The sequence below is a fragment of the Nonomuraea sp. NPDC049378 genome (assembly GCF_055586745.1).
Window position 1 is genome coordinate 730,760 of sequence record NZ_JBVJHP010000001.1, and the last position, 19,919, is coordinate 750,678.

The 19,919-nt window shown below is 71.6% G+C and carries 17 protein-coding genes; 4 read left to right on the plus strand and 13 right to left on the minus strand.

Annotation, left to right across the window (positions count from 1 at the left end; genetic code table 11):
• Positions 1–7 precede the first annotated feature (7 nt).
• Positions 8–1,606, plus strand: coding sequence for an AAA family ATPase (locus tag ACZ6SA_RS03325; RefSeq protein ID WP_465826391.1), 1,599 nt, complete (start codon positions 8–10; stop codon positions 1,604–1,606).
• Here the strand turns inward: ACZ6SA_RS03325 and ACZ6SA_RS03330 are convergent.
• Positions 1,587–2,030 (minus strand): MarR family winged helix-turn-helix transcriptional regulator, encoded by a 444-nt coding sequence (locus tag ACZ6SA_RS03330; protein WP_465826393.1) that lies wholly within the window; start codon positions 2,028–2,030, stop codon positions 1,587–1,589. The two genes, ACZ6SA_RS03325 and ACZ6SA_RS03330, sit on opposite strands and share 20 nt — an antisense overlap.
• Before the next feature lie 74 nt (positions 2,031–2,104).
• Here ACZ6SA_RS03330 and ACZ6SA_RS03335 point away from each other — a divergent pair, with 74 nt between their 5' ends.
• Entirely contained in the window at positions 2,105–2,992 is an 888-nt protein-coding gene (locus ACZ6SA_RS03335) for an MBL fold metallo-hydrolase (protein WP_465826637.1), read from the plus strand.
• A gap of 87 nt (positions 2,993–3,079) precedes the next feature.
• Here ACZ6SA_RS03335 and ACZ6SA_RS03340 read toward each other — a convergent pair whose 3' ends face one another.
• The 5 genes from ACZ6SA_RS03340 to ACZ6SA_RS03360 are packed head-to-tail and all read right to left on the minus strand — an operon-like array spanning position 3,080 to position 10,783.
• Positions 3,080–3,748, minus strand: coding sequence for an HNH endonuclease family protein (locus ACZ6SA_RS03340; RefSeq protein ID WP_465826395.1), 669 nt, complete (start codon positions 3,746–3,748; stop codon positions 3,080–3,082).
• Positions 3,749–3,808: 60 nt separating this feature from the next.
• Positions 3,809–6,916, minus strand: coding sequence for a 2Fe-2S iron-sulfur cluster-binding protein (locus ACZ6SA_RS03345; RefSeq protein WP_465826396.1), 3,108 nt, complete (start codon positions 6,914–6,916; stop codon positions 3,809–3,811).
• Complete coding sequence (locus tag ACZ6SA_RS03350; protein WP_465826397.1) at positions 6,913–7,155, minus strand: sarcosine oxidase subunit delta; 243 nt, start codon at positions 7,153–7,155, stop codon at positions 6,913–6,915. The genes ACZ6SA_RS03345 and ACZ6SA_RS03350 overlap by 4 nt, the downstream gene beginning before the upstream one ends.
• The gene (locus ACZ6SA_RS03355) at positions 7,155–8,357 is read right to left on the minus strand and encodes a sarcosine oxidase subunit beta family protein (RefSeq protein WP_347641640.1); all 1,203 of its coding nucleotides are present in this window, start codon (positions 8,355–8,357) and stop codon (positions 7,155–7,157) included. The genes ACZ6SA_RS03350 and ACZ6SA_RS03355 overlap by 1 nt, the downstream gene beginning before the upstream one ends.
• Entirely contained in the window at positions 8,354–10,783 is a 2,430-nt protein-coding gene (locus ACZ6SA_RS03360; RefSeq protein ID WP_465826399.1) for a GcvT family protein, read from the minus strand. Before ACZ6SA_RS03360 ends, ACZ6SA_RS03355 begins: the two co-directional genes overlap by 4 nt.
• A gap of 233 nt (positions 10,784–11,016) precedes the next feature.
• Here ACZ6SA_RS03360 and ACZ6SA_RS03365 point away from each other — a divergent pair, with 233 nt between their 5' ends.
• Positions 11,017–12,015, plus strand: a complete 999-nt coding sequence (locus ACZ6SA_RS03365; protein ID WP_465826400.1) for a helix-turn-helix domain-containing protein — start codon at positions 11,017–11,019, stop codon at positions 12,013–12,015.
• 33 nt (positions 12,016–12,048) lie between these two features.
• Here the strand turns inward: ACZ6SA_RS03365 and ACZ6SA_RS03370 are convergent, their stop codons facing one another.
• Genes ACZ6SA_RS03370 through ACZ6SA_RS03395 form a run of 6 tightly spaced genes read right to left on the minus strand, consistent with a single transcriptional unit; the run spans position 12,049 to position 18,218 of the window.
• Positions 12,049–12,807 (minus strand): SDR family NAD(P)-dependent oxidoreductase, encoded by a 759-nt coding sequence (locus tag ACZ6SA_RS03370; RefSeq protein WP_347641637.1) that lies wholly within the window; start codon positions 12,805–12,807, stop codon positions 12,049–12,051.
• A 33-nt stretch (positions 12,808–12,840) separates the two neighbouring features.
• Entirely contained in the window at positions 12,841–15,117 is a 2,277-nt protein-coding gene (locus tag ACZ6SA_RS03375; protein ID WP_465826401.1) for a tetratricopeptide repeat protein, read from the minus strand.
• Between the two features lie 19 nt (positions 15,118–15,136).
• The gene (locus ACZ6SA_RS03380; RefSeq protein ID WP_465826403.1) at positions 15,137–15,892 is read right to left on the minus strand and encodes an SCO6745 family protein; all 756 of its coding nucleotides are present in this window, start codon (positions 15,890–15,892) and stop codon (positions 15,137–15,139) included.
• Positions 15,893–15,940: 48 nt separating this feature from the next.
• On the minus strand, positions 15,941–16,753 hold the full coding sequence (gene dapF, locus ACZ6SA_RS03385) for a diaminopimelate epimerase (RefSeq protein WP_465826405.1): 813 nt from the start codon (positions 16,751–16,753) through the stop codon (positions 15,941–15,943).
• A 9-nt stretch (positions 16,754–16,762) separates the two neighbouring features.
• Positions 16,763–17,668: a tRNA (adenosine(37)-N6)-dimethylallyltransferase MiaA gene (gene miaA, locus ACZ6SA_RS03390; protein WP_465826406.1), complete on the minus strand. Its 906-nt coding sequence runs from the start codon at positions 17,666–17,668 to the stop codon at positions 16,763–16,765.
• Between the two features lie 13 nt (positions 17,669–17,681).
• Entirely contained in the window at positions 17,682–18,218 is a 537-nt protein-coding gene (locus tag ACZ6SA_RS03395) for a methylated-DNA--[protein]-cysteine S-methyltransferase (protein WP_465826408.1), read from the minus strand.
• Between ACZ6SA_RS03395 and ACZ6SA_RS03400 the strand changes: the two genes are divergently transcribed.
• On the plus strand, positions 18,217–19,116 hold the full coding sequence (locus tag ACZ6SA_RS03400; RefSeq protein WP_347641631.1) for a ribonuclease Z: 900 nt from the start codon (positions 18,217–18,219) through the stop codon (positions 19,114–19,116). The two genes, ACZ6SA_RS03395 and ACZ6SA_RS03400, sit on opposite strands and share 2 nt — an antisense overlap.
• On the opposite strand, the gene ACZ6SA_RS03405 is transcribed toward ACZ6SA_RS03400, so the two are convergent.
• Positions 19,110–19,850 carry an isocitrate lyase/PEP mutase family protein gene (locus tag ACZ6SA_RS03405; RefSeq protein WP_465826410.1) on the minus strand — a complete coding sequence of 247 codons (741 nt, stop codon included), beginning with the start codon at positions 19,848–19,850 and terminating at the stop codon, positions 19,110–19,112. The genes ACZ6SA_RS03400 and ACZ6SA_RS03405 overlap by 7 nt on opposite strands.
• Positions 19,851–19,919: the final 69 nt, after the last annotated feature.

Here is a 19,919-nt window from a genome sequence, read left to right on the forward strand (position 1 = left end):
TGTGACCATGCGTCCACCCCGAGCGAGATCTTTCAACACCGCGGGCCCGTGCGACCCCCGGCGGCACTACATGCTGCCGCCCACACCTCGGCTTCCCGAGGCGCGAGCGCTGATCGACATGGACCGCTACTTCGTGGTCCACGCACCCCGGCAGACCGGCAAGACCACCGCGCTGCGCACTCTGGCGTCCGAGTTGACGGCCGAAGGCGATGTCGCGGCTCTGGTGTTCTCCTGCGAGCGCGCCAAGGTGGCCCGCGACGACGTGGGCTGGGGAGAGTCGATGCTGCTGGATTCGATCCGTGCGGCCGCCGAGCGGTCGCGCTGGCCGGACGAACTGCTCCCGCCGGACCCCTGGCCGCAGGCCACGCCGGGCAGCCGCATCGATGTCGCGCTGAGCGAGTGGTGCCGTCGCAGCCCTCGCCGGGTGGTGCTGTTCTTCGACGAGATCGACGCCCTGCAGGGCGACAGCCTGATCAGCTTCCTCTGCCAGCTCCGTGACGGTCACAACGCCCGGCCCGACGGGCACCCGTTCCCCACGTCCGTGATCCTGTGCGGACTACGCGACGTCCGTGACTACAAGACCGCTGTGGGTGCCGACCCGGGCCGGTGCAATCCCACCAGCCCGTTCAACATCGTCACCAAGTCACTGCGTCTGGGCGACTTCACCGCCGGCCAGATCGCCGAGTTGTACGGCCAGCACACGCGGGCCACCGGCCAGGAGTTCGCCAAGGACGCGGTGGACCGGGTGTTCGAGCTGACGCAGGGCCAGCCGTGGCTGGTCAACGCCATCGCCCACGAGATCACCTTCGAGATGGGGGTGACCGGCGCCATCACCGTCGACCGGGTGGACGAGGCCAAGGAGCGGCTGATCCGGGCGCGCGCCACCCACCTGGACGCCCTCGTGGCGCGCCTGTACGAACCACGGGTGGAACGGGTGATCGAACCGATCGTGGCGGGAACGTGGCCGGGCACGGACACGTCTTTCGACGATGACGTCTCCTACGTTCACGATCTGGGCCTCATCCGAGGGCCCAGGGACCTGGAGATCGCCAACCCGATCTACCGGGAGGTCCTGCTGCGGGTCCTGGGTGATCGTACGGAGCGGTTCGTCAAGGCCGACCCGCGCAGCTTCGTCCTGCCTGATGGCCGGTTCGGCATGGTGCGCCTGTTGCAGGAGTTCGTCCTGTTCTGGCGCGAGCACGGTGAAGTCCTCATCCAGCAGGAGGGCTATCACGAGGCCGCCTGCCAGATCATCCTCATGGCCTTCCTGCACCGCCTGGTCAACGGCGGCGGCCACCTCGACCGCGAATACGCCGCCGGCACCAAACGCCTCGACGTGCTGATCCGCTGGCCCTACCCGGGTCCGGACGGCGAACGACGGATGCAACGGGAGGCCATGGAGCTGAAGGTGTGGCGCGCAGGCAAGGACGACCCGCTGCCCGACGGCCTCGCCCAACTCGACGGGTATCTCGACCGGCTCAGCCTCACCACCGGCGTACTCGTGATCTTCGACCGGCGCCCTGAGGCCCCGCCGTGGAAGGATCGCGGCTCCTTCGAACAGGCGACCACACCGTCCGGCCGCCACGTCACCGTTCTCCGGGGATAGCGCGGCTGAGGGCTTGTTCGAGCAGGTCCTGGAGAGCGCGCTGCTGCTGCGCGGTGAGGCCGGCCAGTGGTGAGTCCTGGACGAGGAGTTCGAGGAGCCGTTCACGGAGGGCGTTGCCCTCCGGGGTGAGGACGAGTTGCCTGGCGCGACGGTCGGTGGCGTGCGCGCGGCGCTCGATCAAGCCCTGCTTTTCGAGCTTGTCGACGATGAAGGTGGCGTTGGAGGGCTCGCAGCTCATGCGTCCGGCAAGCTCTCGCATGGTCATCGGTCCGGTCATCTCCCGCAGCGCGGTCGCCTGGGCCGAGGTGAGGCCCAGGGTGACCGCGCGTTCGCGCACGTGAGCGGCGATCTGCTGGGCCAGTCCGTTCACCAGGCCGCACAGCTCCCGCTCGGCGACGGCCTGCGGTTCTGGAGACGTGGTCACGCACCCCATCCTTATGGTGACCTGGTCGCCGACGACGCGGCGACGGACATGACCCAGAAGAAGGGACCGTGACCATGGCGAACTCCGCGGTTGACCAGGACGATCGACTGCGGCGGCCGGCGGGGATCCACTCGGTATGGCTGGGCGACACGAGGGTGTCCTTCGTGCCGGACGGAGCCATCCAGGGGAGGCCGCGCAGATGGCTGCCGGACACCACGGATGAGACCTGGGCCGCCCACCCGCAGTACCTGGACGCCTCCGGCCATCTTGTGGCGAGTATCGGTGGTCTCCTGGTGGAGAACGGCGACCGCGCGCTGCTGATCGATGCGGGGTGGGGTCCGGTGTCGCTGCCGGCCGAGCCGGGAGGTCCGAACGGCGCCGTTCACGGTGGCGCGCTGCTGGACAGCCTGGCCGAGCTCGGCCGCAGGCCGGAAGAGATCGAGGCGGTGGCCTTCACCCACCTGCACATCGATCACCTCGGCTGGGCCTGGCATCCCGCCCCGGGTGGTGACCAGCCCGTGTTCACCCAGGCCACGTATGTGGTGGCCGAACCGGAATGGGCCCGACGCGACCTGTCTGCGCAGGGCATCACCGAGGAGGAGGCCACCGCACTGGCACCGCGCGTGCGTACGGTGACGGACGGGCAGGAGGTCTTCCCCGGCGTGCGGGTCCAGATCACCGGCGGTCACACGGCCGGGCACACGCAGTACGTCATCACCGGGGGCGGAACCCGGCTGATCGCCTTCGGCGATGCCCTGCATTCACCGATCCAGATGGACCACCCCGAATGGTCCTGCCTCTACGACCATGACCGTGCCCAGTCCGCCGAACATCGTCATCGTCTCGTTGCCGAGCTGGAAGAGCCTGACACGATCGGCTTCGGCATCCACTTCGCCGATGCGGTCTTCGGGCAGGTCCGCCGGGACGGCGCCGGCCCCGCCTGGCGCCCCCTGGACGTCTGACGCCGGTCACCCGTGGTTCAGCGGGTCATCTTCATCACGATCGGCCGGTGGCCGGACGCTACGCACACCATGACTGTGCGTACAGGGTCAGCAGCCGTCGAGGATGGTCTCCATGGCCTGCTTCTCCGCCTTGGTCACCCAGACGTCGTACTTGGCCTTCACGTCGATCTGCCGGCTGACGTAGGCGCACCGGTACGCCTTGCGCGGCGGCAACCAGGTGGCGGCGTCGGAGTCGCTCTTCTGCCCGTTCAGCGGACCGTCGACGGCCAGCAGGTTGAGCGGGTCGTTGGCGAACTCCTTGCGCTTGTCCTTCGACCACTGCTGCGCGCCCTTCTGCCAGGCGTCCGACAGCGGCACCAGGTGGTCGATCTGGACTTTCGAGCTGGTGTCCTGGCCGCGCTCGAACTCGATGGTCTTGCCGCTGAACGGGTCGTCGAGCGTGCCCGTCAGGACGACGCAGTCGTGGGTGCCGGGCTTGAAGGTCTCGCCCTCCAGGTCGCGCTTGAGAATGTCGTTACGGGTGTCGCAGCCGTTGTGGTCGACGTCGGACCAGGCGGGACCGAACTCGTCGCGGTCGAAACCGGTCTTCGGGGCGCGGCCCTTGACGTCGAGCTCCGCCAGCTTGTCGCGGGTCTCGGACACCGAGGCGGAGTCCGGCTTCTCGACGTCCCCGCCTGCCGACTGCACGGCCAGCCCGCCACAGCCGGCCAGCATTCCCGACATGGCCACACCGGCCACGAATCCCCGAACCCGCACCGCACACCCCCGGACCTTGTTTGCGTAAAGTCTAGGGATAGAAATGCCCATCAACGGGTCTTATGAAGCCTCAAGGGCATCGATCAGCCACTCTGCCAGGTATTTTGCAAAGGATGATCTTACGTAGATCCGGTACGTTTCAGGCGAAAGCCGTTCCAAAACCACCGACGTTCCGGCCAGCAGGGTCTGGGCATGCCCGGGAAAGACCGACGGGTCAAGATCGATCGGGCAGCCGGTGACGAGCACGTCGTGGGCGGCGGGACCGGCGAGCTCCAGGACCGTACGCTGGCCCGACACGTCCACCCAGCCCGAGCGTGGCGGGACGTCCCCGGTCACCAGCCACCAGTCAGGGCCGAGCCGCAGGCCCGTGCCCGGATCCGCGCCGCGCACCTCCCACATGGGCTCGTACGGCACCTCGCGCAGGCGAACCCGCGGGGTGCTCGCGGCCTCGAAGCGGGCGGCGAAGGCGGCGGCGGGGCTCTCCGACCGGCACTCCCCCGCGTACGGGGCCGGCGCGTCCACGAGAGGGTCGCCGTCGCGGCGGGCGTTGTCCGGGTCGTAGAAGACGGGCTCCACGACGGTCACCGGGTGCGCAACGTCCCCCGACACCGCCGTCAGCCGGTCGCCCGGCACGACGCTCCTCGCCATGGCCAGGCTGAACGTGCGGCCGAGCGCGGCGCTGCGGTAGCTGGAGGTGACGTGGCCGAGCATCGGCGCCACCCCCGCGGCGGTCAGCTGGGCGCCCTCCTCCACGAGCGCCGCCGGATCGTCGGCGAGCAGGCCGACCAGGCGCTTGCGGTCCTGGCGCGCGGTGTCCGGCCGGGCGTGGGAGCGTTTGCCGACGAAGTCCGGCTTGCGCTTGGAGACGATCCATCCCATGCCGAGGTCCTGGGGCGTGACGGTCCCGTCGGTCTCCTGGCCGACGATCGCGAACCCCTTCTCCGCCCGCAGCACGTGCATGGTCTCGGTCCCGTACGGCACCGCGCCGAGCTCCAGCACCGCCTCCCACAGCGCCCTGCCGTACCGCCACGGCACGTTGACCTCGTAGGCCAGCTCGCCGGAGAAGCTGATCCTGAAGACCCGGCCCGGCACGCCCAGCACGGGCACGCTCGCGTACCGCATGAAGGCCAGCTCCACCGCTTCCGGCGCGACCGCCGCGATGACCCGGCGAGCGTGCGGGCCGACGACGGCGACCGTCGCCCAGTGGTCGGTGACCGAGGTGAACGACACGTCCAGGTCCGGCCACTCCGTCTGCCGCCATTCCTCCAGCCAGTCGAGCACCGCGGCGGCGTTGCCCGTGGTCGTGGTCGTCAGGTAGTGGTCGTCGGCGAGCCTGGTCGTGGTGCCGTCGTCGAACACCATCCCGTCGGCCCCGCACATCACCCCGTAGCGGCAGGCTCCGACGGCGAGCGTGGAGTACATGTTCGTGTAGACGCGGTCGAGGAACTCGCCGGCGTCCGCGCCCCTGACGTCGATCTTGCCCAGCGTGGAGGCGTCCATGGCGGCGACGGCGCTGCGGGCCGCGTGGCACTCGCGCCGCACGGCGGCCTCCATGTCCTCGCCGTCCCGGGGGAAGTATCGCGGCCGTTTCCACTGGCCGACGTCCTCGAACACGGCCCCGCGCGCGACGTGCGCGTCGTGCGGTGCGGTGGTCCTGACGGGGTCGGACAGCGCGCCGCGGGCGCGTCCCGCGAGGGTGGCGAAGGACACGGGCGTGTACGGCGGCCGGAACGTGGTCGTACCGACCTGGCCGGGGGCGGCGCCGAGCAGCGCGGACATGACGCCCACGACGACCGCGCCCGACGTCTTGCCCTGGTCGGCGCCGGTGCCCGCGGTGGTGTAGCGCTTGACGTGCTCCACCGAGCGCATCCCGGTGCCCGTGGCCATGGCCAGGTCGGCCACGGTCACGTCCCGGTGCAGGTCCGTGAAGGCGGGGTCACTGCCCGGGGCTCTTTCGACGAGCCAGAGGGCCGCCGGCCGCCGCAGGGGCCGTTCGTCGCACTCCGGCACCCTCAGCCCGGGTTCGCCGTGCCCGGCGGCCTCCGCTCCCGCGGCGTAGCCGTCGGCGATGGCCTCGCGGGTGCCGTACAGGCCCGCGCAGGCTCCCGCCGACCGTTCGGCCTGCGCCGACGTGCCGGGCACGAAGGCCGCGAGCTCCTCGTCGAACCTGGTCCGGCCGCCCGACTGGCTGAACAGGTGCACGGCGGGGTTCCAGCCGCCGGCGACGGCCAGCAGGTCGGCGTCGAAGTGCCGGGCGCCGGCCTGGACGCCCGTGAGCACCCCCTCGGCGTCCGCGGTCGTGCCCGTCACCACCTGGCCGGCGAGCACCTCCACGTCCGCGGGCACCCCGGAAGGTCGCGGGTCCACGACGGCGAGCACGTCCACCCCGGCCGCCATGAGGTCCTCGGCAGCCTCGTAACCGGAGTCGGCGCAGGCGAACACCACCGCCCGCCGTCCGGCGCGCACGCCGTAACGGTTGGCGTAGGCGCGGGCGGAGGCGGCCAGCATCACACCGGGCCGGTCGTTGCCGGGGAAGGCGAGCGAACGCTCGTGCGCGCCCGTGGCCAGCACCACGCGGCGCGCCCTGATGTGCCACAGCCGCTCGCCCCGAGCCCGCCGCTCCACGGCGAGCACGTAGTTGTGGTCGTAGTAGCCGACGGCCGTCGTCCTCGTGAGCACCCTGGCGGGCAGGTCGAGGCCGGCCACCCAGTCGAGCGCGGGAGCGCCGTCCAGGAGCAGGCGGCTGTTCAGCAGGTCGCCGCCGAGCCGGGGCTGGTCGTCCACAAGGATCACCCGCGCCCCCGACCGTCCCGCCGCGGCGGTCGCGGCCAGCCCGGCCGGCCCGCCACCGACCACCAGCACGTCACAGTGCAGGTAGCCCTTGTCGCAGCGGCGCTCGTCCACCGCGTCGAGATCGACCCGGCCCTTGCCGCGCAGGCTCTGCGCCTCCAGCCCGTCGTGGAGCTCCACGGTGGTGGCCGCCAGCATCGGGTCGGCGCCGACGCGGACCAGCGCGTTCGGCTCCTCGGGACCCGCGGTGAAGATCCCGCGCGGGCGGCCCAGACCGACGCTGCGGCCGACCACCCGCACCCCGTTGCGCAGCAGCGCCGCGGCCAGCGTGTCACCCGGCTCGCCCGTCATCGGGCGGCCGTCGAACGTGAACCTCATCGTGGCTTCCTGATCTCGTGGGTGACCGTGTGGCGCTCGACCGTGAACCAGGTCCGGCAGCCGTGCACGTGGAACCAGCGCTCGTGGAACCAGCCCTTGGGGTTGTCACGCATGAACACGTACGCGGCCCACCGTTCGTCCGTCATGTCGCCGGTGGGGCAGGCGATGCCGGCCTGGCCGCCGTAGTGGAACTCGTTCTCGTCGCGGGGCCCGCAGTTAGGGCAGTCGATCAGCAACATCAGTGCGCCACCGCCGCCGCGCCGTGCTCGTCGATGAGCGCCCCCGTGGTGAACCTGTCGAGCGCGAACGGCTCCGCCAGCGGATGCGGCCGGTCGTGAGCCAGGGTGTGGGCGTAGACCCAGCCGGAGCCGGGGGTCGCCTTGAAGCCGCCGGTGCCCCAGCCCGCGTTGATGTAGAGGCCGTCGACAGGGGTCGGGCCGATGACGGGCGAGGCGTCAGGGGAGACGTCGACGATCCCGGCCCAGGTGCGCAGCACGCGCACTCTGCTGAAGATCGGGAACAGCTCCAGGGCCGCCGCCATCTGCGCCTCGATGACGTGCACGCCGCCGCGCTGCCCGTAGGAGTTGTACGCGTCGATGCCCGCCCCCATGACCAGCTCGCCCTTGTGCGCCTGGCTGACGTACACGTGGACGGCGTTCGACATGACCACGCAGTCGAGCACCGGCTCCAGCAGCTCCGACACCAGCGCCTGGAGCGGGTGCGACTGCAGCGGCAGGCGGATCCCGGCCCGTTCGGCGAGCACGGAGGTGTGCCCCGCCGCCGCCAGCGCGACCTTCCCCGCCGCTATGCGCCCGCGCGAGGTCTCGACGGCCGTGACCCGGCCGCCGGTGATCTCGAAACCGGTGACCTCGCACCCCTGGACGAGGTCGACGCCGTACGCGTCGGCCCGGCGGGCCAGGGCCCAGGCCACGTGGTCGTGCTTGGCGATGCCGCCCCGCCGCTGCAGGGTGGCGCCCATGACGGGATGGCGGGCCCGGTCGCTGACGTTGATGACCGGGCAGAACTTCTTGACCTCGTCCGGGTCGAGCCACTCGGCGTCCACGCCGTTGAGCCGGTTGGCGTTCACCCGGCGCCGGCCCTCGCGCACGTCGCCCAGGTTGTGCGCCAGGTTGAGCACGCCGCGCTGGCTGAACTGCAGGTCGTAGTCCAGCTCGTCGCTCAGCCCCTCCCACAGCTTGAGCGAGTGCTCGTAGATGGCGGCGCTCTCGTCCCACAGGTAGTTGGAGCGGATGATCGTGGTGTTGCGGGCCATGTTGCCGCCGGCCAGCCAGCCGCGCTCCAGGACGGCGACGTTGGTCAGGCCGTGGTTCTTCGCCAGGTAGTAGGCGGTGGCCAGGCCGTGACCGCCGCCTCCCACGATGACGACGTCGTAGGCCGGCTTGGGCTCCGGGTTGCGCCAGAGGAAGTCGGGGTGGGTCAACGTCTGATCTTCTCCATCCCGGGGTCGAACAGGGGCTCCTTCGCGACCTCCGCGGGGACGCGGCGGCCAAAATAGGAAATATCCACGTGTGTCCCTGGTTCGGCGAGCTCGGCGGGCAGCCAGGCGTACGCGATGGGCCGCTGGATGGTGTGCCCGTACGCCGCGCTCGTGACGTACCCGACCGTGCGGCCCTCATGCCGTACGGGCTCCTTGCCCATCACCACCTCGGTGCTGAGCAGCGGCACCAGCCTGCGCGTGACGTCGGCCGTCAGCGCGTCCCGGCCGACGAAGTCCTTGTCCGTCCTGACGGCGAAGGCCAGCCCCGCCTCGTACGGGTTGTGCTCGGTGGTCATGTCGACGCCCCAGAGCCGGTAGCCCTTCTCCAGCCGCAGGCTGTTGAACGCGGCCCGCCCGCCGGCGGTCGTCACCCCGGGCGACCAGAGCGTGTCCCACAACTTGAGCCCCATGTCGGCGGTGGTGTAAAGCTCCCAGCCCAGCTCGCCCACGTAGGAGACGCGCATCGCGAGCACCGGCACCTGACCGACATATCCGGACTTGCAGCTGAAGTAGCGGAAGTTCTCGTGCGACAGATCCATGTCGGTGAGCCCCTGCACGAGCTCCCTGGCCTGCGGGCCCCACACGCCCACGCAGCACGTGCCGGGCGTCAGGTCGCGCACCCGCACCCCTCCGGGCGCGTGCCTGGTCAGCCATTCGAGGTCGAGGTTGCCGTTCGCGCCGACCTGGAAGGTCTCCTCGTCCAGCCGCGCCACCGTGAGATCGGACCTGATGCCGCCCTCGACGTCCAGCAGCAGGGTGTAGGTGACCGAGCCGGGCTTCTTGTCCACGTTGTTCGTCGTCATGCGCTGCAGGAACGCCGCCGCCCCCGGCCCGCTGACCTCGACACGCTTGAGCGGCGTCATGTCGAAGAGCGCGACCCGCTCCCTCGTCGCGTACGACTCCGCGGCGGCGATCGGCGACCAGTAGCGACCGGCCCACTCGTCCCGCTGCTCAGCCCCGATGAACGGCTCGACCGGCACCTCACCGTCGTGTTCATCCGTGCCGCGTACGAGGTCTTCCAGCAGCGGCGCATTGGCCTCGAACCAGTGCGGCCGCTCCCACCCCGCCGCCTCAAGGAAGAACCCGCCCAGTTCCCGCTGGCGCGGGTAGAACGGGCTGGTGCGCAGGGGCCGCGGCGACTCCATCGGCTGCAGCGGGTGGATGACGTCGTAGACCTCGACGAAGTTCTGCTTGCCACGCTCCTCGACGAACGCCGGCGACAGCTGCGCCTGCTCGAACCTGCCCAGCTCGCACTCGTGCAGGTCGACAGACGAGCGTTCGTCCACGAGCACCTCGGCCACCGCCCGCGCCACCCCCGCCGAGTGGGTCACCCAGACCGCCTCGGCCAGCCAGAAACCTTCGAGGTGAGGCGCCTCGCCGATCAGCGGGAACCCGTCCGGCGTGAAGGAGAAGACGCCGTTGATGCCCTCCTCGTACTTCGTCTCGGCGAGCGCGGGCAGCAGCTCGACCGCGTCGCGCCAGGCGGGGTCGAAGTCCTCCTCGGTGAACGCCTGCACCGACGGCATCGTGGTCGACCGGGGGCCGATCTCCTCCTGGGTGACCGGCATGGGCCTGTGGGCGTAGGAGCCGATGCCGATGCGGTCACCGTGCTGCCGGAAGTAGAGGTCGCGGTCCTGGTGGCGGAGGATGGGGCCCTCCAGCTGGAGGGCGAGGGGGCCCGACTTGGCGTACTGGTGGGCCAGCGGCAGCAGCGGCACGGTCAGCCCCGCCATCGCGCCGATCGAGGGGCCCCAGAAGCCGGCCGCGCACACCACCACGTCGGCGGGGACCGTCCGGTGCCCGTCCGAGGTCACGACCGAGACTCCGCTCACCCGGCCGCCCCGCTGCTCGACGCCCACCACCGTGTGGCCGGGCAGGAACGTGGCCCCGCGCTCCATGGCCCGCTCCGCCTGCGCCTGCCCGCAGGCGACCGCCCCCGCCAGGCCGTCGCTCGGCACGTGGAAACCGCCGAACACCCTGTCCTTGTCGAGCAGCGGCCACAGCTCCGCGCACCGCCCGGCGTCGACCAGCTCTCCCTCGACGCCCCACGACTCGGCCCAGCCGTGCTTGCGGTGCAGGTCGGCCCAGCGTTCCGGGGTGGTGGCCACCTCCAGGCCGCCGACCTGGCGGAAACAGCTCTCCCCCAGTGCGGTGTACTTGCGCACGGTGTAGGAGGCGAACTCGGTCATCGTCTTGGACGGGTTGGTCTGGAAGACCAGGCCGGGTGCGTGCGAGCTGGAGCCGCCGGCGGCGAAGAGCGGCCCCTGGTCGAGCACGGTGACGTCGGTCCACCCCCGCTCGGTGAGCTCGTCGGCGAGAGCGCACCCCACGATTCCCGCCCCGACGATCACCAAACGGGGTCCACTCATGGCGCCTCCGGTTGTTTCTTAATACGCAACACGCACCGCACTACGCAACCGAACATAGGCCCATGCGCACCTCTGGAACAAGAGCGGCTTTCCGGAACACTCTGAACCCGCCCCCGAGAACCCGACACCGCCGCACTGGACGCGGCCCACCACAGGCGCACACATCGCAGCCTGAGGTGGACCGCTGGACGCGGCCCGCCTTACGCTTGTGGGATCTTGGGGGTGAGGGCGACATGGCGCAGCGGCGCTTGCTGGAGGGGCTCGGCGTCACCGTCGCCGAGGAGACGGCCTACCGCGCCCTGCTCCAGCACGGCCCCGCCACGCTGAGCCGGCTCGCCGCGGAAACAGGGTCGTCCCCCGCCGCCATCCGCCGCATGCTGCCCAGGCTGGAGGACCTCGGGCTGATCTCCCGCGTCGCGGGCCGCCCGCTGAGACTCGTCGCCACTCCCCCGAACGTCGCCATCGACATCCTCGTCGCCCGCCGCCAGGAGGAGATCGCCCACAGCAGGGCCGCCGCCGCGCTGCTGGCCACCGAGGTCGCCGAGCGCAGCGGGCCGCAGCCCGAGGAGGTGCTGGAGGTGGTGACCGGGCGCGACGCCGTGGCCCGCCGCTATCTGCAGCTCGAACGCAACGCCACCCGGGAGATGCTCGTGCTCGTGCATCCCCCGTACGCGGTCGACATCAGCGACGACCAGGAGAACCGGCAGCGGGCGGCCCGCCAGGGAGCACCCACCCGCGGCATCTACAGCCCGCTGGCCTTCGAGCACCCCGGCATGCTCGCCCACACGCGCCGCGCCATCTCCGACGGCGAGCAGGCCAGGCTCGGCCAGGTGCCGGTCAAGCTGGCCGTAGCCGACGCCCGCACCGCCATCCTGCCCCTGGTCTCCGACGACGACCGGGCCGTCGAGAGCGCCCTCGTGGTGCACCCGTCCGCGCTGCTCGACGCTCTGGTGGGGCTGTTCGAGACGTTGTGGCGGGCCGCCGTGCCGCTCCGCCTGACCTCCACCGAGGCCCTGGAGCCCGAGATGTGGCCGCAGGCCCCCGACGCCGAAGTGCTGGCCCTGCTCGCGGCCGGGATGAAGGACGACGCCATCGCCAGGCAACTGGGGTTGAGCCCGCGCACGGTGCAGCGGCGCGTGCAGGTGTTGTGCGAGCGGCTGGGCGCCAGGACCCGCTTCCACGCGGGCTTCCTCGCCGCCCGCCACGACCTGCTCGTGGCCGGCCCCAAGTGAACGAGCCCGCCGCCCGCCTCTCGTGGCGGGGGCCTAGGTGAGCAGGATCCCGCCGTCCACCGGCAGCGTCACTCCGGTGATGTACGAGGCCGCGTCGCTCGCCAGGAAGACCGCGGCGGCCACCAGCTCGGCCGGGTCGCCGGTGCGGTCCATGATCACCCGCGACTCCACCATCCGCTCCAGATAACCGGGTTTGTACTGCTCGGTCATCTCGGAGGCGAAGAACCCCGGCTCCAGGCAGTTGACCCTGATGCCGCGGCGACCGGTCCACTGCTGCGCGAGGTCGCGCGTCAGCCCGGTCACCGCCGCCTTGGACGCGCTGTAGGCGGCCTGCGGCAGCCCTGCCGTGGTCTCTCCGAGCACGCTGCCGATGTTGACGATCGACGAGCCTGGCCGCATCACCCGCGCGCACGCCTGCGCCATCCAGTAGGTGCCGTGCAGGTTGATGTCGATGACCCGGCGGAACTCCTGCGGGGTCTCGCGCAGCGCGGGCACGGCCGTGCCGACGCCGGCGTTGTTGATCAGCACGTCGACGCCGCCCATGGCCTCGACGGCGGCGGCCACGAGGGCGTCGCAGTCTTCCGGCCGCGACACGTCGGCCGGCACGGCCAGGCACCGGCGGCCGGTCTCCTCGACCAGCCGCCGCGTCTGCTCCAGCCGCTCGGCGCGCCGGGCGGCGATCACGACGTCCGCGCCCGCCTCGGCCAGGCCCCGGGCGAAGGCGACGCCCAGCCCGGCGGAGGCGCCGGTGACGATGGCCACCCTGCCGTCGAGCCGGAACCGATCCAGCACGTCAGTCTCGCCCTTCCGGTCGGCCCGAGAGCCTTACAGGCCGTACTCCTTGACGATGCGCTCGTGCCGCTCGACCTCGACGTCGATCTCGCGGGCCAGGTCGAGCCAGGCCAGCGGGTGCACCCACCGCTCGGTGGCGTCGTCGAGCAGGGCGTCGACCTCGTTGGGCGACACGTCGGGCGGCACCGCGACCCAGCCGAACACCCCAGGCAGCCGCTCGCCCGAGGACGGGTGGGAGACGGTGTAGTTTTCGTCGCTGTAGACCCACATCGGCCAGCCGCGCTCGGCCATGACCTCGGTGAACTCCGCCCAGTCCTCCTCGCTCGGCGCGGCGCCGTCGAAGAAGTAGCTGGTGTAGCCGCCGGGCCGCAGGATGCTCACCGCGGCGAAGGGCGGCACGAAGTTCTGCTGCTCCTCGGGGTCCTCGGGCACCGGCTCCAGCAACTGCGGGTCGAAGACGACCAGGTCGCCGGCGTTGTAGTCCATGCCGCGCGGCTGGGGCAGCGCCAGCCTGGCGGTGGCCGGGCCGGTGCGGATCGACAGGACCTGGCGCTGGCCACCGTCGGGTGCGGGCAGGATGACCCTGATGAGGCCCATCTCCTCCTCGATCGGGCCTTCCTTGGCCTTGATCGGCATGCCGATCTTGGCCGCGCCCTGGTGCACGATCTCCCAGTTCTCGGCGGCTGTGGCCATGACGATCATGCGCCAGACGTCTTCGTCGACGAGCTCGTCGAGCACTTCGTGCAGCACCCCGGCCGCCCGGTCGTTCTGGTCGAGCTGCTGGGCAGCGCCCGACAGCAGGCGGCGGGCCTCGAGCCCGGCGCCGGCCGCGACGGCGTGCTCGGCCGCTTCGAGCGTCTCCGGCCAGCGCTCGCGGGCGCTGTGCAGCCTGGCGAGCGCGAGGTATTGGGCGTCGTGCGGCAACATCGCGGCCATCTGCTCCAGCCGCTCGTCCTGGCGGGCCTCGATGAGCAGCGTGGTGAGGTAGGCCACGTCATCGGAGTCGGCCGTGGCGATGTCGCCGGAGTCGACCAGCATCGTCCAGTAGATGTCGGCGCCGGTGGCGGGATAGCCCAGGAAGCCGGCCGTGGTCGTGTGGCGGCGGGTGGCCTCGAGGTCCTGCCCGGACAGCGGGGCCAGCCAGCCCACCCACTTCTCCGGGTCGGCGTTGAAGCCGTCGGCGGCGTCGAAGAGGCCGACCCGCTCCTCCAGCGGGCCGGGCGGCTCGGGCTCGCCCGTGGCGTCGGCGGTGGCCCGCAGGGCGGCGACGCGCTCCGCGAGCCCTTCGCTCTCGCGCAACTCGGCGACTCCGGACTCGGCGAGGTCGGCCAGCAGCCTGGCCTGCCAGACACCCTGCCTGGCGATGGCCAGCTCGCCCGCGACCAGCGCGAGCTCGACGCGGGCGCGATAGCCGCCCATCATGCTGAAGTAGTCGATCCACTGGCGCAGCACGCGGCCCAGCTGCCAGGTGTTGGTGATCTGGGCGGAACCCGCCAGCTTGCTGACGGCCTGCGACCACTCGACGAACACCCGCGGGTGCTCGCCGACCACGTCGAGGTCGGGCAGCGCGTCGACGGCCTCGGCGATGCGACCGAGCGTGGCCAGGATGAGCGCCCTGCGCACGCCGTCGCGGTGCTCCTTGGCCACCGGGTCGTCCGGCTGGAACTCCGATGCGGCCTGCAACGCCTGCAGCGCGTCCTCGGCGCGGCCGGCGGCGAGCAGCGCGCGGGCGCTCTCGGCGCCGAGCTCCCAGCTCGCCTCGCGACCGGCGACCGTCAGCCGCTCGACGGCCGACTCGGCATAGGTCACGGCCTCGCCCGGCCGGGCCGCGTCGGTGAGCGCGGCGACATATTGCGTGACGAGCCCGGTGAAGGCGGGCTTCTCCGGGCTCAGCGCCTCGATCCGCGCGCCCAGCAACTCGAGCCGCTCGGCGGCGTGGCCGGGGCCGTCGGCGTTGGCCCATGCGATGGCCATCGCCTCGACCGCCGCGGGAACGGCCGGGCACTCCCGCACGTCTTCGCGCTGAGCGAACTCGAGCAGCTGCTTGGCGTCGTCGATGGCGACCGCGCCCTGAGCCCGGTCGCCGATGCGGCCGATCAGGTGCCAGTAGCGGGCGTAGAACTCGAGCCAGGGCAGCTCCAGGGCCTCTGCCTGCTGCGCGATGGCCGGAGCCATGACGTCGAGCTGCGGGTTACGGCCCTCATAGGCCTGTGCGGGAAGGTCTCCCAGCGCCATGGCGAGGCCAACGTTGCCCGCCTCAGAAAGCTGCTGCTGGGTTTCGCCGACCCAGGCCCAGATGTCCACGTCCATGGGCAGCCAGTCTGCCAGGTCAACGAGCGTCCCCAAAACGCAGAAGCCCGATCAGCTCGTCCGATTCGCTGTCGCTCAGGACCGAAAAGGCGCGGGCCATGAGGTCGTCGGTCGTCTCCTCCACGGCGGCGCGCCGCTCGACCACGTCGGGACCGGGCTGCGGGTAGGGCTCAGGCCAGGTGAAGAACCGGGCGATCTGCTCCCCCCTCGTGCGCCCGAGCGGGGTCGAGTCGTGGGCGGCGGCCAGCGTCGCCTCCAGAGGGTCGAGGCCCGCCGCGATCACGGCGTTGGCGTGCAGGCCGCCGCGCAGCTCGCGTACGACGTGCATGAGCTGGACGGCACGCGCCGGCGGGTCGTCGGCCAGCGGCACCGCCCGCCAGCCCGCGAACAGCGGCGCGCCGACGGGCGAGGCCTCCTCGACGACCCGCTGGAGCAGCTCGGCGATCCTGGCGCAGCCGTCGTGGCCGCCCAGCTTGCGCCGCCCCCAGGCCCTGCACACCTCGGCGTAGAGCTCGACGGCCTGCTCGGCGGCCACCTTGCGGCCGCCGTTCCAGCTCTCTTCGACGTGCTCGGGCGGGAAGAAGACGACGACCGCGCTGACCACGTCGGCGTCGCACTCGCCGAGCACGCCGCAGCGGCCGCGGAAGTACAGCTCACGAGGGCCGAGGGCGTACTCGTCGCAGACGGCCTTGGCCTCTCTGGAGATCGTGAAGCCGCCGCCGAACTGGCCGATCGGGGCCCTGACCTGTGTCGCGGTGGTGCGTGGGTCCGCCATGTCCACCTCTCAGTTCGCGAAGTGAACCCAGCATTCCTCGGAAGAACATCATTCTGCAAGCATCAGTTCGCCACTCGCCACGATGACCGCGGGACCGGAAAGGTAGCTGGTGTCCTCGTCGAGGATGACGGTCAGCGTGCCGCCGACCACCTCGACCGTCCAGGTGCCCGTGCTGTCGCCCGACAGGCTCGCGGCGGCGACGGCCGTGGCCACCGCCCCGGTGCCGCACGACCGGGTCTCGCCGGAGCCGCGCTCGAAGACGCGCATCACCGCGCGGCTGGTGCCCACCGGGTTGAACAGCTCGATGTTGACGCCGCCGGGGAAGACCCCCGTGTCGAAGCCCGGCTGGTGGGCGAGGTCGAGCTGCGCGACGGGATCGCCGATGGCGCAGGCCAGATGCGGGTTGCCCATGTCGATGCACAAACCGGTGTACTCGTGTGAGCCGACGGTGGCCACGCTCTCGCCGTGGACGACGGGCCGGCCCATGTCGACCGTGACGTCGCCGTTCGGCTCGACGCGGACCTTGCGCAGGCCGCCACGGGTGGCCACCGCGAACTCCGCGTGCTCCGCCAGCCCGGCGTCGATCAGGTAGCGGACGAACACGCGCACGCCGTTGCCGCACATCTCCGCCACGCCGCCGTCGGCGTTGCGGTAGTCCATGAACCATTCGGCCGCCGACGCCTGCTCGGCCACCTCGTGGCTCAGCTTGGTGCGCGCGACCCTGAGCACACCGTCGGCCCCGATGCCTGTCCTCCTGTCGCAGATCTTCGCGACGAGCGAGGCTGAGACGTCCAGCTCGCCGTCGGGATCAGGCAGGATGACGAAGTCGTTCTCGGTGCCGTGCCCCTTGAGAAAGCGCATTCTGAAAGTCTATGCACACCGGCTCGCCGCGATCCGATCGAGGGATCGCTCAAGCAGATCCGGGGCGTCGTAGGGCAACCAGCACACCCGCGGATCACGGCGGAACCACGACTCCTGGCGACGCGCGAAGCGCCTGGTCAGCCGGACGGTCTCCGCGATCGCCCGCTCCTCGCTCCACTCGCCCTCCAGGAAGCGGATGACCTGGGCGTACCCGAGGGCGCGGCTCGCCGTACGGCCCTCGGCCAGCCCTTCGCCGAGCAGCCCTCGAACCTCGTCGACCAGGCCCGCCCGCCACATGCGCCCGACCCTGACCGCGATCCGCTCGTCCAGCTCCGCCCTCGGCACCTCGAGACCGAGCTGCACGCTCGGGTAGACCGCTTCGTAGGCGGGCATCGTGGCCGAGAACGGGCGCCCCGAATGCTCGATCACCTCAAGGGCGCGGACGATGCGGCGGCCGTTGCTGGGCAGGATCGCCGACGCGGCGGCCGGGTCCAGGCCCCGCAGCCGTTCGTACAGCCGGGCGGTGCCGAACTCGGCCAGCTCCGCCTCCAGCCTCGCCCTGATCTCCGGGTCGGTGCCGGGGAACTCCAGCTCGTCGATGGCCGCCCGCACGTAGAGCCCGCTGCCGCCGACCAGGACCGGCACGTCGACGCGGTCGAAGACGGCCCTCGCCAGCTTCTGGTATTCGGCCACGCTGGCCGTGACCGTGACGTCCCAGACGTCCAGCAGGTGGTGGGGAACCCCGCGCTGCTCGGCCGGGGTCAGCTTGGCCGTGCCGATGTCCATCCCCCGGTAGAGCTGCATGGAGTCGGCGTTGACGCACTCGCCCCCCAACCGGAGCGCGAGGCCGACGGCGAGATCGGACTTTCCCGCCGCGGTGGGGCCGACGACGGCGATGACGGGCTGCTGGCTCACGCTGACCAGTCTGCTAGAGGTCGAGCAGCGTCGGTTGCAGATAGCCCTCATGGGTCAGCAGCCGGCGCTTGGTCTCCACGCCCTCGCCGCCGCTGAAGCCGCCCAGGCCGGTGCCCGCGACCACGCGGTGACAGGGCACGAAGATCGGGATCGGGTTGGAGCCCATGATCGAGCCGATGCCGCGGGCCGGCACGCTGGAGCCGCTGCGCCGGGCCAGCTCGCCGTAGGTGACGGCGGTGCCGTACGGGACCTGGTGGAGTGCCTGGAGCACCCGCAGCCGCGAGCCGGACATCAGGCGCCAGTCGATCGGCGTCTCGAAGACCTTCAGGTCGCCGGCGAAGTAGGCGTTCAGCTCCGCGACCGCGAAGGCCGTACGATCCGCATCATGAACCTCAGGCAGGCCGAGCCGGTCGGAAAGGCGCGCACGCGACCCGTGCGCCGACGCCCAGCCCGACGCCACGAGGCCGGTCTCGGTGACGGCCAGCACGAACAGGCCGACCGGCGTCGGCACCTCGGCGAAGGCGGCGGTCTCTGCGGCGGCGGGCATCATGTCCTCACGTGAGCTCGTGGTGCTGGGCACCTCCAGCGCGGTTCCTACCCGACACCGTAACCACAATGGCTACCTCCTGCGCTGGGACGGTCAGGGCTTCCTGTTCGACCCGGGCGAGGGCACGCAGCGGCAGATGCTGCACGCCGGAGTCAGCGCGCACGACGTGCACTGGCTCTGCGTCACGCACTTCCACGGCGACCACTGCCTGGGCGTGCCGGGCGTGGTGCAGCGCATCGCCCGCGACAAGGTCAGGCACCCGGTGCGGGCGCTCTTCCCCGGTTCCGGCGAACCCTACTGGCGCAGGCTCCGCCACGCCGCCGTCTTCGCCGACACGTCCGTCATCTCCGAACATCCCCTCGACGGCGACCTCACCGCCGTCGGCCCGCTGACTGCGCGCCGCCTCTCCCATCCGGTCGAGTCCTACGGCTACCGCCTCCAGGAGCCGGACGGCCGCCGCATGCTGCCTGAGCGGCTGGCCGCCCACGGCATCCGCGGCCCCGAGGTCGGCGAGCTGCAGCGCACCGGCTCCGTTCGCGGCGTCACGCTCGACCGGTGCAGCGAGCCCAGGCCGGGGCAGAGCGCGGCCTTCGTGATGGACACCCGGCTCTGCGACGCCGTCTTCGAGCTGGCGTCGGGGGCCGACCTGCTGGTGATCGAGTCGACGTTCCTGTCGTCGGAGAGCGCGCTGGCCAAGGAGTACGGGCACCTGACGGCGTTCGAGGCGGGGATGGTGGCGGCGGACGCGGGGGTGCGCAGGCTGGTGCTCACGCACTTCTCCGAGCGGTACGGCTTCGCCGAGGAGCCGGCCTTCGCCGCCGAGGCGCGGCGCAGCTTCGACGGCGAGGTGGTGCTCGCCCGCGACCTGATGAGGATCCCCGTGCCGCGCCGCCGTCAGTAGGGGCTCCGGCCCTCCTTGACCTTCGCCAGCAGCCCGCGCGTGTAGTCGGCGGACGCGCGGTGCAGGCCGCTGCCGAAGCTGATCCTGGCCACCCCCAGCTCGGCCAGGCGCGCCGGCGAAGGGCCTCCCGGCCGGAACAGGATGTTGACCATCCCGCCCAGCTCGCCGGCCAGCGCCCGGATCTCCTCCTCGTCCGCCAGGCCGATCGGGTAGACGCAGTCGGCTCCCGCCTCCAGATAGCGCCGTGCGCGCTCGACGGCCGCGGCACGGTCGCCGCTTCCGTACAGGTACAGGTCGATCCTGGCGTTGATCACCAGGCCCGGGCCCGCGGCGGCGCGCACCTCGGCGAGGAAGTCCGCCTGGACGCCTGTCTCCACCATCTCGCCGGTGCCGGGGAGCGAGTCCTCCAGGTTGCACCCGACGGCTCCGGCGCCCGCCAGCGCCTCGGCGAGGGCGGCCGGTTCGAGCGCGTACCCGCGCTCGACGTCGGCGGTGACGGGCACGTCGACCGCTCTGGCCACGCGCGCCACGGCCGCCATCATCTCGTCGGCAGGGGTGCCCTCGCCGTCCTCGTAGCCCAGCACGCGCGCGACGGCGGCGCTGCCGGTGGCGACCGCGGGGAAACCGGCGTCCTGTACGGCCCGCGCCGACGCGACGTCCCAGACGTTGGGCAGGACCAGCGGAGTGCCCGGCACGTGAAGGGCTCGCAGCGCGTCCGCCTTGTCAGCAGTCATGCGGCGACCTTACGGAGCACCCCGGCGCCGCCGAAGGTCCAATACCGGCGAATTACGGCAAGCCACTTC

What these genes read in the sequence shown, in the direction of transcription:
- ACZ6SA_RS03325 (WP_465826391.1), top strand. Translation starts at nt 8, where the DNA reads ATGCGTCCACCCCGAGCGAGATCTTTCAACACCGCGGGCCCGTGCGAC.
- ACZ6SA_RS03335 (WP_465826637.1), top strand. Translation starts at nt 2,105, where the DNA reads ATGGCGAACTCCGCGGTTGACCAGGACGATCGACTGCGGCGGCCGGCG.
- ACZ6SA_RS03345 (WP_465826396.1), bottom strand. Translation starts at nt 6,916, where the DNA reads ATGAGGTTCACGTTCGACGGCCGCCCGATGACGGGCGAGCCGGGTGAC.
- ACZ6SA_RS03350 (WP_465826397.1), bottom strand. Translation starts at nt 7,155, where the DNA reads ATGTTGCTGATCGACTGCCCTAACTGCGGGCCCCGCGACGAGAACGAG.
- ACZ6SA_RS03360 (WP_465826399.1), bottom strand. Translation starts at nt 10,783, where the DNA reads ATGAGTGGACCCCGTTTGGTGATCGTCGGGGCGGGAATCGTGGGGTGC.
- ACZ6SA_RS03365 (WP_465826400.1), top strand. Translation starts at nt 11,017, where the DNA reads ATGGCGCAGCGGCGCTTGCTGGAGGGGCTCGGCGTCACCGTCGCCGAG.
- ACZ6SA_RS03375 (WP_465826401.1), bottom strand. Translation starts at nt 15,117, where the DNA reads ATGGACGTGGACATCTGGGCCTGGGTCGGCGAAACCCAGCAGCAGCTT.
- ACZ6SA_RS03380 (WP_465826403.1), bottom strand. Translation starts at nt 15,892, where the DNA reads ATGGCGGACCCACGCACCACCGCGACACAGGTCAGGGCCCCGATCGGC.
- dapF (WP_465826405.1), bottom strand. Translation starts at nt 16,753, where the DNA reads ATGCGCTTTCTCAAGGGGCACGGCACCGAGAACGACTTCGTCATCCTG.
- ACZ6SA_RS03400 (WP_347641631.1), top strand. Translation starts at nt 18,217, where the DNA reads ATGTCCTCACGTGAGCTCGTGGTGCTGGGCACCTCCAGCGCGGTTCCT.
- ACZ6SA_RS03395 (WP_465826408.1), bottom strand. Translation starts at nt 18,218, where the DNA reads ATGATGCCCGCCGCCGCAGAGACCGCCGCCTTCGCCGAGGTGCCGACG.
- ACZ6SA_RS03405 (WP_465826410.1), bottom strand. Translation starts at nt 19,850, where the DNA reads ATGACTGCTGACAAGGCGGACGCGCTGCGAGCCCTTCACGTGCCGGGC.